Genomic DNA, 13,046 nt, shown 5'->3' on the forward strand with positions numbered 1-13,046 from the left:
TTCTGGATCGATGACGCAGCCCGGCCTGAAGGCCTGGCGGTCAATAAAAACAAGAGATCAGACCATGACTACCCTGTCGCTCGAAGCGGTTTCGACCGTGCGCTCTTCCGCCTATCGCAAGACGGCCTGGCGGCTGATGCCGTTCCTGATGCTGTGCTACCTGTGCGCCTATCTGGATCGGGTCAACGTCGGCTTCGCCAAGCTGCAGATGATGAACGATCTGGCCCTCAGCGAAACCGTCTACGGCTTGGGCGCCGGCGTGTTCTTCATCGGCTATTTCCTCTGCGAAGTGCCCAGCAACATCATCCTGCACAAGGTCGGCGCGCGCGTCTGGATCGCGCGGATCATGATCACCTGGGGCATTGTCTCGGCGCTGTTTGCCTTCGTCGAAACCGCGTGGCAGTTCTACGCCCTGCGCTTTCTGCTGGGGATTGCCGAGGCCGGTCTGGCGCCGGGCCTGTTGCTCTATCTGACTTACTGGTTCCCGTCCTACCGGCGGGCGCGCATGACCGTGTTGTGGTTCATCGCCATTCCGCTGTCCGGCATGGTCGGAGGCCCGCTGTCCGGCTGGATCATGAACCATTTTGCCGGTGTGCATGGCTGGGCCGGCTGGCAGTGGATGTTCGTCCTTGAAGCGGTGCCTACGGTGCTCGTCGGCCTGCTGGTGCTCAGCTATCTGAAGGACGGCGTGCATCAGGCGACCTGGCTTAACGACGACGAAAAAGCCCTGATCAGCCGCGAACTGGCCGAGGACGATCAGCAAAAAGTCACCCACGCCTCGGTCGGCGAGTTCATTCGCGACCGGCGCTTGTGGTTGCTCGCCGGCATCTATTTTTGTGTGGTGATGGGCCAGTACGCAATCACTTTCTGGCTGCCGACGCTGGTGCGCAATTCGGGCGTTTCCGATCCGCTGCACATCGGCTTCCTCACCAGTCTGCCGTACCTCTGCGCGATTGCCGCGATGCTGCTGGTCGGCCGCAGCGGCGACAAGCACCGCGAACGCCGCTGGCATCTGATCGTGCCGATGATTGCCGGGGCGATCGGTTTGAGTCTGGCGGCAATGATGGGCGGCAACTCGACCCTGTCGATCCTCAGCCTGTGCCTGGCAGCTTCGGGAATCCTCTCGGCGACTTCGCTGTTCTGGATGCTGCCCACCACGCTGCTCGGCGGGGTGTCCGCGGCTGCCGGCATCGCTGCGGTCAACAGCTTCGCCAACCTCGCCGGTTTCTGCTCGCCGTATCTGATTGGCTGGGTCACCACCCTGACCGGCTCCAGCGCCATCGGCATGTACCTGATCACGGGCGTGTTGTTCGCCGGCGCCACACTGGTGCTGCGCATCCCTGCCGCCCTGGTCAATCGTTGAATCAACGGAGTTTCATCATGACTATCGAGTCTTCAAACGCTGCATCCCTGAGTCTGGCGGAGCGTGCGCACAATATTCGTCGCCATGCGCTGCGCATGGGTCAGGTTCAGGGTCAGGGCTACGTCGGCCAGGCCCTCGGCGCCGCCGACCTGCTCGCCGTCTCGTATTTCCATGCGATGAACCACCGTCCGGCAGACCCGGAATGGGAACAGCGCGATCGTTTCTATCTCTCCATCGGCCATTACGCGATTGCGTTGTACGCAGCGCTGATCGAAGCCGAGATCATTCCGCTCGACGAACTGGAAACCTACGGTTCGGATGACAGCCGCCTGCCGATGTCGGGCATGGCCGCCTACACCCCCGGCATGGAAATCACCGGCGGTTCGCTGGGTCAGGGTTTGGGCATCGCGGTGGGTGCCTGCCTGGGCCTGAAGCGCAAAGGCTCGTCCTCCTTCGTTTACAACCTGCTGTCGGACGGCGAACTGAACGAAGGTTCGACCTGGGAAGCGGTAATGTCGGCGTCGCACTGGCAGCTCGACAACCTGATTGCGATTGTCGACGTCAACAACCAGCAGGCCGACGGTTACTCCAGCGAGATCCTCTCGTTCGAGCCCATCGTCGATCGCTGGCAAGCCTTCGGCTGGTTCACCCAGCGCGTCGATGGCAACGATCTCGCCGCACTGGTTGCGGCGTTCGATGCCGCGCGCAACCACCCCGGCAGCCAGCCGCGCGTGATCATCTGCGACACGAAAATGGGCAAAGGCGTGCCGTTTCTGGAAACCCGGGAAAAAACCCACTTCATTCGCGTCGAAGAACACGAATGGGACCTGGCCCTGCGCAACCTCGAAGAAGGAAAAGACCAATGAGCAACGCCGCCAACACTCCGTCCGCAACCGGCGAGCCGGTCAAAAAGCGCCTGACCACGTCGGCGATGATCGCCTCGATTGCCTCCGAGGGCCAGGCGACCCGCTCGGCGCCATTCGGCCACGCACTGGCGGCCCTGGCCGATCAGCGTGCGGACATCGTCGGGCTCTCCGCCGACCTGTCCAAATACACCGACCTGCACATTTTCGCCAAGGCGCACCCGGAGCGTTTCTACCAGATGGGCATGGCCGAGCAGTTGCTGATGAGTGCGGCCGCCGGGATGGCCCGTGAGGGTTTTGTGCCGTTCGCCACGACCTACGCGGTGTTCGCGTCGCGTCGCGCCTATGACTTCATCTGCATGGCCATCGCCGAGGAAAACCTCAACGTCAAAATCGTCTGCGGCCTTCCCGGCCTCACCACCGGTTACGGCCCCAGCCATCAGGCCACCGATGACCTGGCGATTTTCCGCGCCATGCCCAACCTGATGATCGTCGACCCCTGCGACGCCCTGGAAATCGAACAGGCAGTGCCGGCCATCGCCGCGCACCAAGGCCCGGTGTACATGCGTCTGCTGCGCGGCAATGTGCCGTTGGTGCTCGACGAGTACGGCTATCAGTTCGAGATCGGCAAGGCCAAGACCCTGCGCACCGGCAACGATGTGCTGATCATCTCCACCGGTTTGATGACCATGCGTTCGCTGGAAGCAGCCCAGCAGCTCCAGGCCGACGGTATCGATGTTGCCGTGCTGCACGTGCCGACCATCAAGCCGCTGGACGAACAGACCATTCTTGCCGAGGCACGCAAGTCCGGGCGGCTGGTGGTCACCGCGGAGAACAGCTCGATCATTGGCGGCTTGGGTGAAGCGGTTGCCGGGCTGTTGTTGCGCAATGGCGTGACGCCGACGTTCCGCCAGATCGCCCTGCCCGACGCGTTCCTTGACGCCGGTGCGTTGCCGACGCTGCATGATCGCTATGGCATTTCGACGCCGGCGGTGTGTGCGCAGATCAAGGCCTGGCTGTAGTTTGACGGGTACGGGGTGCTTTGTTCGAAAGCGCCCTGTCACCGAAAAAAGGAGGCAGAACAGTGCAACCCCATGAACTGCTGGATCCGGCGTTTCGCGAGTTTCTGGCGTCTGGCAAAGATGTCTGGTCACTGCAAACCTTGCCGGCGATCAGAGCGCGCGTGCATGCAACATACAAAACCCCGGAACAGGCACGCGGCGAAAGCGTACGGACCACGGCGCACGACGGCGAACAACTGCGCCTTTGTCTCTACAGGCCTGACGGCGCCCCACACAGCACACCCTATCCGGCCATCCTCTATATTCACGGCGGCGGTTTCGTCCTCGGGCAACCGGAAATGGCCGACGATTATCTGGCCGATCTCGCCACACAACTCAGTGTGCTGATCGTCTCGGTCGATTATCGGCTCGCACCCGAACATCCCTTCCCCACGCCGCTTGAAGACTGCTACACGGCGCTCGGCTGGATATTTGCCCATCAGCAAGAGCTCAATGTCGACACTGGCCGAGCAGTGATCATGGGCCACAGTGCCGGCGGTGGACTGGCCGCCGCGCTGGCGATTCTCGCGCGGGATCGCGGCGCTTACCCGATGGCGGGTCAGGTGCTGATCTATCCGATGCTCGATCACCGCACCGGCACCGCCGACTCGCCGCACCGCAACGTCACCACGGGGGTGATTGGCTGGCCGGCTCAGGCGAACCGGTTTTGCTGGGACTGCCTGCGCGGCAAGCAGACGCTTGATCAGCAACAGACAGGCTGGTTTTCACCGGCCTTGCAGCCAGACCTCAGCGACTTTCCACCGACATTTATCTCGGTCGGAGCGCTGGACCTGTTTCTTGAAGAAGACGTCGCCTACGCGATGAGATTGTCGCGCGCCGGGGTGGCCGTCGAGCTGCATGTCTACCCCGGCGCCCCGCATATGTTCGATCAATATCCGGGGGCGATTACCGAGCAGTCCGCCGGCGATATTGCCTGTGCACTGCAACGGATGATCGCCAACGCGTAAATAATCTGCCGGTGCGTGCAAAAAAACGCCGCCAAGGCGTTGCGGAACGACGCCCGTCCCCTATGGTCATCTGAAACGCCGCGCGATTTTCCCTTCAGTCGCATACCGCGCTGTGACCGACCTCAGGAGACTTATATGACCAACAAGGCCGACACGGGCGCCGCTCCGACACTCAACCCTCCGGTGTTCTACACCTCGGGCGTGCTCCTGCTTTTACTGGTCATCTACGCCAGTGTGTTCCCGGCCCACGCGCAAGTGGTGTTCGCCAATGTGCAGAACTGGATCATCACCAACGTCAGCTGGTTCTACATTCTGGCCGTGGCGATCATCCTCGGTACCGTGGTGTTTCTCGGCATCAGTCGCTACGGCGATATAAAACTCGGGCCCGACCACAGCAGCCCCGATTACAGCAGCACCACCTGGTTCGCCATGCTCTTCTCGGCTGGGATGGGCATAGGCCTGATGTTTTTCGGCGTGGCTGAACCGGTCATGCACTTTCTCAACCCGCCGGTGGGCGATGGCAGCACCGTTGAAGCCGCGCGGGAAGCGATGAAAATCACGTTTTTTCATTGGGGCCTGCATGCCTGGGCGATCTACGCCATCGTGGCGATGATCCTCGCCTACTTCAGCTACCGCCACGGGCTGCCGCTGACCCTCAGGTCTGCCTTGTATCCGTTGATCGGTGACCGCATTCATGGGCCGATCGGCCACGCGGTCGACATTTTCGCCATCATCGGCACCGTGCTCGGCGTGGCGACGTCGCTGGGTTTCGGCGTGGCGCAGATCAACACCGGGCTCAACGCGCTGTTCGGCGTGCCGATCAACACCACCGTGCAGATCATTCTGATTGTCGCCACCACCGGCCTTGCGACCATTTCCGTGGTGACCGGATTGGACAAAGGCGTACGCCGGCTCTCCGAGCTCAATCTTGGTCTGGCGGTGTTGTTGCTGTTGATGGTGATCGTCCTCGGGCCGACCGTGCTGATCCTGCAGACGTTCGTGCAGAACACCGGCGGTTACCTGACCGAAATCGTCAGCCGCACCTTGAACCTGTACGCCTACCAACCGACCGACTGGATTGGCGGCTGGACGCTGTTCTATTGGGGCTGGTGGCTGGCGTGGTCACCCTTCGTCGGGTTGTTCATCGCGCGCATTTCCCGTGGCCGCACCATTCGCGAGTTTGTGATGGGCGTGCTGCTGGTGCCCGCCGCTTTTACGCTGCTGTGGATGACCGTGTTCGGCAATACCGCGATTCACATGATCCTCACCGAAGGCATCACTGACCTCGGCGCGGCCATCGACAAAGACACCTCGCTAGCGTTGTTCGCCTTTCTCCAGCACTTCCCGTTTTCCGGGGTGATCTCGCTGGTCGCGGTCGTCATGGTTGTGGTGTTCTTCGTCACCTCGGCGGACTCCGGCGCCATGGTGGTCGACATGCTCGCCTCGGGCGGATCGTCAAACACACCGGTCTGGCAGCGGGTGTTCTGGGCGTCGAGCATGGGCCTGGTGGCGATCGCCCTGCTGTTGGCTGACGGGCTCAAGGCCTTGCAGACCGCAACGATTGCCAGCGCATTGCCCTTCACCATCACCCTGCTCTTCAGCATGCGCGGCTTGCTCAAGGCCTTGAAACTGGACGCGACCAAGCGCGGCCTGCGCTATCAATCGATGTCGCCGGGCGTCAGTCGCCACCCGGGCGGCTGGCAACGACGCTTGCGCACCATGGCCATGTTCCCGCGCCGCGCGCACGTGCTGCGCTTCATTGCGGAGACGGCGAAACCGGCGTGCCTGTCGGTCGCCGAGGAATGGCGCAAGCAAGGCTATGTCTGCACTGTCGAGGATTTGGAAGACAACAGCGTGCGGCTCAGTGTCGGCGGCGCTGACAACCCGCAGTTCATCTACGAAGTGCGGCCGCATCCTTACACCATGCCGAGCTTTGTGATGGCCGATACCCAGGATGAGGAGCGCAAATACTTCCGCGCCGAAGTGCACTTGCGCGAGGGTGGCCAGGATCAGGACATCATGGGCTGGTCCCGCGAGGAAGTGATCGGCGACATCCTCGACCAGTACGAGCGACACATGCAGTTTCTGCATCTGGTCGGCTGATCATGACGCTGCCGTGACTGGACATCAGCGCCAGTCACGGCAACGCTGCTGCGCAAAAGCTGAAAAAATTACGCAAATTTTACGCACCCGCCATGCCGACATCCGATACTACGCGCCGTTATTTCAACAGACGAACGTCCATGTCTTTTGCAGCACTGCGGCTAATCGGTTTCATTCTCGGCATCTTCCTGATCACTCTCGCCGTGAGCATGGCGATTCCCATGCTTACACTGGTGGCGTTCGAGCGCAGCGACGACCTCTCGGCGTTTCTCTGGTCGAGCGTGATTACCGTCGTCTGTGGCCTGTTGCTGGTGGCGCGCGGGCGTCCAGAGACGGCTCAGCTTCGCCCGCGCGACATGTACCTGCTGACCACCGCCAGTTGGGTGGTGGTGTGTGCCTTCGCCGCGTTGCCGATGGTGTTGATCAGTCACATCAGTTATACCGACGCCTTTTTCGAGACCATGTCCGGCATTACCACCACCGGTTCCACGGTACTCAGCGGCCTGGACCATGCCTCGCCGGGCTTGCTGATGTGGCGTTCGATGCTGCACTGGCTCGGCGGTATCGGCTTCATCGGCATGGCGGTGGCGATCCTGCCGTTGCTGCGGGTCGGTGGCATGCGGCTGTTCCAGACCGAGTCTTCTGACTGGTCGGAGAAAGTCACGCCGCGCTCCCATGTCGCCGCCAAATACATCCTGTTTCTGTATATAGGTCTGACCTCTGCCGGCGCGCTGGCCCTGTGGCTGTGCGGCATGACGCCGTTTGAAGCAATCAACCATGCGATGTCGCTGATCTCCACGGGTGGCTTCTCGACCTCCGACGCGTCGCTTGGGCACTGGACGCAAGCGTCGATTCACTGGGTTGCGGTGGTGATCATGATCGCCGGCAGCCTGCCGTTCACCCTGTATGTCGCGACCTTGCGAGGCCACCGTCGCGCCCTGTTCAAGGATCATCAGGTGCGCGGTTTCATCGGTTTTCTGGTGATCACCTGGCTGGTGGTGGGCACCTGGCTGTGTCTGCACAGCGACTACTCGTGGTGGGATGCGTTTCGCATCGTCGCGGTCAACGTCACCTCGGTGGTCACCACAACCGGGATTGCGGTGGGCGATTACACGCTGTGGGGCAGTTTCTCCATCCTGTTGTTCTTTTACCTGACCTTCGTCGGCGGATGCTCCGGTTCCACCGCCGGTGGCCTGAAAATCTTCCGCTTTCAGGTGGCCGCCGCGCTGCTGGTCAGCAGCTTGAAGCAACTGATCCACCCGCGCGCAGTGATCCAGAAAAAGTACAACGGCCACCCGATCGACGAGGAGATCGTGCGTTCGCTGCTGACCTTCTCGTTTTTCTTCACCATCACCATTGCGGTGATCGCTCTCGGGCTGGCCTTGATCGGCCTCGACTGGACAACCGCCCTCAGCGGCGCCGCCACGGCGGTGTGCAACGTCGGGCCGGGACTGGGCACGATCATTGGCCCGGCGGGCAACTTCTCAACCTTGCCTGATGCCGCGAAATGGTTGCTGACCATCGGCATGCTGCTGGGGCGACTGGAAATCCTCACGGTGCTGGTGTTGATCACGCCGGTGTTCTGGAAGTACTAACGCTCGCCCTGCCCGATCATGCGCAGGGCGGTTTCCCACAGGCGTTGCGCGTTGTCCGGGTCGACGGCATAGGGTGCAACGCCGGTGTAGTCGGCCGGACGTCGATCGACCACCAGCGCCTCGTTGCAATCTTCGAAATAGCGGCCACCCACGCCTTCCAACAATGGCGAAGCCGCCAGCAACACCGAGGTCGCCGCGCCCTGCTGCACGGTCTTCTGGCGTTCGACCGGCGTTTTCAGTCCACCGGTGTGTTTCTGCAGATTGGTGGCGATGGCCCCCGGATTCACCGCGTTGGCCAACACGCCTTGATGTGCCCAGCGTCGGCTGATTTCTACCGCGAGCAGCGCGCAGGCCGACTTGGCCTGGGCATAGGCGGCGAAACCCTCGTAGGTGCGGAAGTCGAAGTTGATGTCGTCGAACACCACCGGGCCCAACAGGTTGGCGCTGGAACTCAGCGAGACGACTCGGGCACCGTCGGCCTTGATCAACGCATTCTGCAGCCCGAGCACCAAAGCAAAATGGCCGAGAAAGTTGGTGGCGAACTGGATTTCCCAGCCCTGCGCACTCAGTGTGCGCTCCGGCACGGCCATGATTCCGGCGTTGTTGACCAGAATATGCAGCGGCTCCGACCACTCCTGGGTAAACGCGCGAACCGAATCCAGATCCGCCAGATCCAGCGCCCGGACGTCGACCGTGCCCCTGCCCTGCGCGCCGAGTTCGGCGGCGATCGATTGCGCCGCTTCCGGGCGCCGCACTGCCAGCGTCACCTGTGCGCCGGCGTTGATCAGGGCACGGGCGGTTTCCGCGCCGATGCCGGCCGCGCCGCCGGTAACGATCGCGCGCTTGCCCCTGAGGTCGACGCCTTCGATGACTGCTTGCGCGGTTGAATGAAAGCCGAACGGTGTGCTGATGCGTGTCATGCCTGATTCCTCTTGCTGCAGTGCGGTGGCGACTGCTGCAAGCAAAATAAGCCCCGGCACTGTGACAAACAATCGGGCTAATATCGGATGAACTGATGCAGGAGTTCGCACAATGAGCAAACCGGGACTGGTCGAACTCAATGCCATGGTCGCCGTGTCGACCCATCGCAGCTTTCGTCGCGCCGCCGTGGAGTTGGGCATGTCACCTTCGGCGCTAAGTCACGCGATCGCCACGCTGGAGCAGCGCCTCGGGGTGAAACTGTTCCACCGCACCACGCGCAGCGTTTCGCTGTCCCAAGCCGGTGAGCAATTTCTCGCCCGCGTGCAGCCTGCCCTGCGCGATATTTCTGCCGCCATGGACGCGGTCAGCGAATTTCGCGATGCGCCGGCCGGCACCCTACGCCTGAACACCTCCGAAGGCGCCGCAGAAATGGTGCTGACGCCGATCATTCTGCAGTTCCTCAAGCGCTATCCGGAGATGCGCGTCGACATCGTCACCGACCGCAGCCTGGTCGATATCGTCGCCGGTGGTTTCGATGCCGGCATTCGTCTGGCCGAAAGCGTGCCGCAGGACATGATTGCCGTGGCGATCACCCCGCCCTTGCGTTTTGCCGTGGTCGCGGCGCCGGCGTACTTTAACAACCGCACAAAACCACGGGTCCCGGCGGATCTGCTCGCGCACGACTGCATCCGCGTGCGTTTTCCCAGCGGGGCGATCTACAAGTGGGAGTTTCACAAGCGTGGCGTCGAGCACGCGGTGGATGTCAGCGGAGCGCTGACCCTCGACAGTCATCACCTGATGCTGGAGGCGGCGCTGCAAGGGGCGGGAATTGCCTGGAGCAATGAGTTCGCTGCAGCTGCCCATATCGCCTCGGGCAAACTGGTTCGCGTACTGGAAGACTGGACGCCGGAGTACCCCGGCCTGCAGCTGTATTACCCGGCCAACCGGCATATGCCGGCAGGGTTGCGCGCGTTCATCGACCTTGTGCGTGAGGTTGTGGCACCTGCGGGGAAGTAAGAACAAAGGCGCGCCCGGCGCAGAGGCCGGGCGGCTTCGCTGTTTGGCTCAGGCGTGCTGCAAGCCAACGGCAGTGCGCTGCATGCCGACAAAGTTGGGCAACGCTTCAATGCTGCTCAGCCAGGCACGAACATGCGGATAATCCGTCAGCGCGACATTGCCTTCCGGGGCGTGTGACACGTAGGTGTAGGCGGCCACATCGGCAACAGTCGGCTGGTCGCCGGCGAGGAATCGGCTGTTGGCCAACTCGTCTTCCATGACCTTGAGCAGGTTATGCGATTTGCTGATCGCCTCTTCAGCGTTGTAACCGGCACCGAACACCGTAATCAAACGCGCCGTCGCCGGGCCTGAACTGATCTGCCCGGCAGCCACCGACAACCAGCGCTGAACCTTGGCCAGGGCGTCCGGATCGCTGGGCAACCACTCGCCGTTGCCGTATTTCGCGGCGAGGTACACCAGAATCGCATTCGAGTCCGCCAGCACGGTGCCGTTATCGTCGATCACTGGCACTTGGCCGAACCGGTTCAAGGCAAGAAATTCAGGGGTTTTGTGGGCGCCTTTCATCAGGTCGACGAATACCAGTTCGGTCGGCTGGCCGAGCAGTGACAGCATCAGTTCGACGCGATGGGCGTGGCCGGACAAGGGGTGGCGATACAGTTTGATCGGTTGCTGGGACATGGTGGCGTACTCCGGTTGTTATTGGATTCGACCCGGTGATCGCGTCGATGGGCTGATCTTGCTCCCGGTGGTGAAACGGCGGAATAACCGCCGACAGCAATCGAGCATTTCACTGGATGGAATGATCGGCGCCGATCTTCAGCGCAGCCGCTTGAGTAAGGCACAGATTTTCGCCAACAGGCTTTTATCTGCGCACGGTTGATAGTGCTCGCTCACGCCGAATGCGCTGAACTCGCCGGCCAGCGCACTCATGAATTGCGGCAGCAGGAAACTGGCTTCGTGCTCACGGTCGAGCGGGTGCGACGTTTGCGAGACGGCTGGGCAAAAGCGGTGTGAAGTGACGTCGGCCATGGTTATCTCCCGGTTATGTGACATTCGCGATGACCGCAACGGTCGTTCGCTCCGGGCAGCAGTCTCTCCAGCACCGGCGGTTTAGAGAATGCGCAGCGATGTCATGGCTTGATTGCGCTGGATGAAACAATCGGCGCGCTGGCGACGGTTCAAAAGCAAAAGCTGCCATTGCAAATACCGCAACAGTGGTTTGCCGTTCCTGGTTGTTCTCTCCTGCCGTGCTCACAACCGACCATGCGCCCCGCAGTGCATCAAGAGGTCGCGCTGCTTCATCCCTCCTTCACCCACAGGTAACAACCAATGAACAAGTTATTTACAGGCCTGGCCCTCGTCGCCGCGATGGCTGCCGCCAGCGCTGCATTCGCCGCACCGGTCAAACCAACCGTCCTGCTCGTCCACGGTGCTTTCGCCGACTCGAGCAGCTGGAACGGCGTGGTCAACCTTCTGGAAAAGGACGGCTACCCGGTCATCGCCGCGTCGAACCCGCTGCGCTCGCTCAAAGGCGATGCGCAATCGGTCGCCGATATCCTTGCCACCATCAAAACGCCAATCGTGCTGGTCGGGCATTCCTACGGCGGGCCGGTGATCAGCGAAGCGGCTTACGGCAACGCCAATGTCAAAGCGCTGGTATTCGTCGCAGCCATTGCGCCCGACGCCGGCGAGTCAGCCGCGGCACTGTCCGGGCGCTTCCCCGGCGGCACGCTGGGCCCTACCCTCGCCCCGCCTGTGCCATTGGCTGACGGCGGCAAGGATCTGTATATCCAGCAGGACAAATTCCACGCCCAGTTCGCGGCCGATGTTTCCACCGCTGACGCGAACGTAATGGCGGCGACGCAACGTCCGGTCACCGTCGCGGCGCTCAACGAAGCCGCAACGCAACCGGCGTGGAAAACCATCCCGTCGTGGTTCGTCTACGGCGACCAGGATCACAACATCCCCGCGCAAGCTCAGGCATTCATGGCCGAACGCGCGCACGCGAAACAGACCATCGTGGTCAAAGGCGCGTCGCACGTGGTGATGGTGTCCAACCCGAAAGTCGTCGCCAGCCTGATCGAAAAGGCTGCCAACGCGCAATGACGGCAAAGCCGCTGACCGCATCCGGCCTGGTTGCCGGATGCTTTTCAAGCGTTACTTGCCCGCCAGATTCTGCTGAACCCATTGCTGCGCAGTGGTCACCGCGATCCCCTGCCGTTCATTGAACGTCCCTGCCTTGGGCCATGCCACGCCACGACCTTGGGCGAACACCGCGCGGTATTTCTTGATGTGATGGGTGGGGTCTTTTCGCAGTTCGTCCATCAGGTGTTGAACGCTCCACACGTTGGACTTGAATGGTCGCCCTAGCGCATGTTCGAGGATGCCCGCGACCTGTCCATAGCTCAGCGTATCGCCGGACAGGTAAACAATTTCATTGCGCAAGCGAGGCTCAAAGAACACGATCTGCGCCGTCAGCGTACCGATGTCCTCGGGCGTGGTGAGCGTCACGCTGTTTTCCAGACTGCCCAGCGCATTGACGGTGTCGTTGTCGAAATCAACCACCTCGAACACCGGTTCGAACAGAAAACTGGTGAACATGCCGGTTGAGATGATCACCCATTCGGTCTGGTTCTGCGCGCGCAGCAATTCACGCACGTCGAGCTGCGCATCGAACAGGTCCTGCGGACTGCCACGGCCGATCACCTCAAAGTCCACGCCGAACTGCCACGGGAAATAGCGCTTCACCCCAGACTGGAGCGCCGCTTTCGCCAGTTTCATCGGCGTTTCGCGACCGGCAACCATGCCGGCGCAGCCGATGACCGTGTCGAACCGGGCAAACACGGCTGCCAGTTGCTCGATCGAATCGTTGACCAGGTCGGCGGCCACCATGTGGATGCCGAGGCTGCGCAGCTCATCGATTTCGGCCTTTTTTTCCGCCACTCGGGAATTGATGGTCGAGTCCCTGAGCAGGACGCTGATGGTCGAGCCGGGCGCGCGCTTTGCCACTCGCGCAAGATTGCGCAATACCGCAAAGCCGAGTTCTCCGGCGCCCAGCACCAGAATGGATTGTGTTGTGTGAGTCATGATGTCTCCTCAAAACCGTTGCCTGTAAGATGCGCCAATGCTGGCAGCAACCGTCAGCGCTCGTAAGA

At 61.7% G+C, this 13,046-nt stretch carries 12 protein-coding genes; 8 read left to right on the plus strand and 4 right to left on the minus strand.

The window, feature by feature from the left end; all coding sequences use genetic code 11:
* Window positions 1–64 precede the first annotated feature (64 nt).
* The 6 genes from ACGSLL_RS01600 to ACGSLL_RS01625 all read left to right on the plus strand — a co-directional run bounded on the left by ACGSLL_RS01600 (window position 65) and on the right by ACGSLL_RS01625 (window position 7,953).
* Complete coding sequence (locus tag ACGSLL_RS01600; RefSeq protein WP_394502506.1) at window positions 65–1,363, plus strand: MFS transporter; 1,299 nt, start codon at window positions 65–67, stop codon at window positions 1,361–1,363.
* A 17-nt stretch (window positions 1,364–1,380) separates the two neighbouring features.
* Entirely contained in the window at window positions 1,381–2,229 is an 849-nt protein-coding gene (locus ACGSLL_RS01605) for a transketolase (protein ID WP_394502508.1), read from the plus strand.
* Window positions 2,226–3,248, plus strand: a complete 1,023-nt coding sequence (locus tag ACGSLL_RS01610; RefSeq protein WP_090283349.1) for a transketolase family protein — start codon at window positions 2,226–2,228, stop codon at window positions 3,246–3,248. Before ACGSLL_RS01605 ends, ACGSLL_RS01610 begins: the two co-directional genes overlap by 4 nt.
* 62 nt (window positions 3,249–3,310) lie before the next feature.
* Complete coding sequence (locus ACGSLL_RS01615; protein ID WP_394502511.1) at window positions 3,311–4,255, plus strand: alpha/beta hydrolase; 945 nt, start codon at window positions 3,311–3,313, stop codon at window positions 4,253–4,255.
* 135 nt (window positions 4,256–4,390) lie between these two features.
* Window positions 4,391–6,358 (plus strand): choline BCCT transporter BetT, encoded by a 1,968-nt coding sequence (gene betT, locus ACGSLL_RS01620; protein WP_258449296.1) that lies wholly within the window; start codon window positions 4,391–4,393, stop codon window positions 6,356–6,358.
* A 140-nt stretch (window positions 6,359–6,498) separates the two neighbouring features.
* A complete protein-coding gene (locus tag ACGSLL_RS01625; protein WP_394502514.1) occupies window positions 6,499–7,953 on the plus strand; it encodes a TrkH family potassium uptake protein in 1,455 nt (484 codons plus the stop codon).
* Here ACGSLL_RS01625 and ACGSLL_RS01630 read toward each other — a convergent pair.
* Window positions 7,950–8,873 (minus strand): SDR family NAD(P)-dependent oxidoreductase, encoded by a 924-nt coding sequence (locus ACGSLL_RS01630; RefSeq protein ID WP_394502516.1) that lies wholly within the window; start codon window positions 8,871–8,873, stop codon window positions 7,950–7,952. The genes ACGSLL_RS01625 and ACGSLL_RS01630 overlap by 4 nt on opposite strands.
* A 112-nt stretch (window positions 8,874–8,985) precedes the next feature.
* Between ACGSLL_RS01630 and ACGSLL_RS01635 the strand changes: the two genes are divergently transcribed.
* Window positions 8,986–9,891: a LysR family transcriptional regulator gene (locus ACGSLL_RS01635; protein WP_394502518.1), complete on the plus strand. Its 906-nt coding sequence runs from the start codon at window positions 8,986–8,988 to the stop codon at window positions 9,889–9,891.
* 48 nt (window positions 9,892–9,939) lie between these two features.
* Here the strand turns inward: ACGSLL_RS01635 and ACGSLL_RS01640 are convergent, their stop codons facing one another.
* Together ACGSLL_RS01640 and ACGSLL_RS01645 are read right to left on the minus strand one after the other, a co-directional pair.
* Window positions 9,940–10,569 carry a glutathione S-transferase family protein gene (locus ACGSLL_RS01640; protein ID WP_394502520.1) on the minus strand — a complete coding sequence of 210 codons (630 nt, stop codon included), beginning with the start codon at window positions 10,567–10,569 and terminating at the stop codon, window positions 9,940–9,942.
* A 138-nt stretch (window positions 10,570–10,707) separates the two neighbouring features.
* Window positions 10,708–10,920 (minus strand): hypothetical protein, encoded by a 213-nt coding sequence (locus tag ACGSLL_RS01645; protein WP_394502522.1) that lies wholly within the window; start codon window positions 10,918–10,920, stop codon window positions 10,708–10,710.
* A 300-nt stretch (window positions 10,921–11,220) separates the two neighbouring features.
* On the opposite strand from ACGSLL_RS01645, the gene ACGSLL_RS01650 reads away from it, so the two are divergent.
* On the plus strand, window positions 11,221–11,997 hold the full coding sequence (locus ACGSLL_RS01650) for an alpha/beta fold hydrolase (RefSeq protein WP_394502524.1): 777 nt from the start codon (window positions 11,221–11,223) through the stop codon (window positions 11,995–11,997).
* A gap of 51 nt (window positions 11,998–12,048) precedes the next feature.
* Here the strand turns inward: ACGSLL_RS01650 and ACGSLL_RS01655 are convergent, their stop codons facing one another.
* A complete protein-coding gene (locus ACGSLL_RS01655; RefSeq protein ID WP_394502527.1) occupies window positions 12,049–12,978 on the minus strand; it encodes an aromatic alcohol reductase in 930 nt (309 codons plus the stop codon).
* Between the last annotated feature and the right edge of the window lie 68 nt (window positions 12,979–13,046).

The sequence above is a fragment of the Pseudomonas retamae genome (assembly GCF_043496865.1).
Classification (GTDB): Bacteria; Pseudomonadota; Gammaproteobacteria; order Pseudomonadales; family Pseudomonadaceae; genus Aquipseudomonas; species Aquipseudomonas retamae.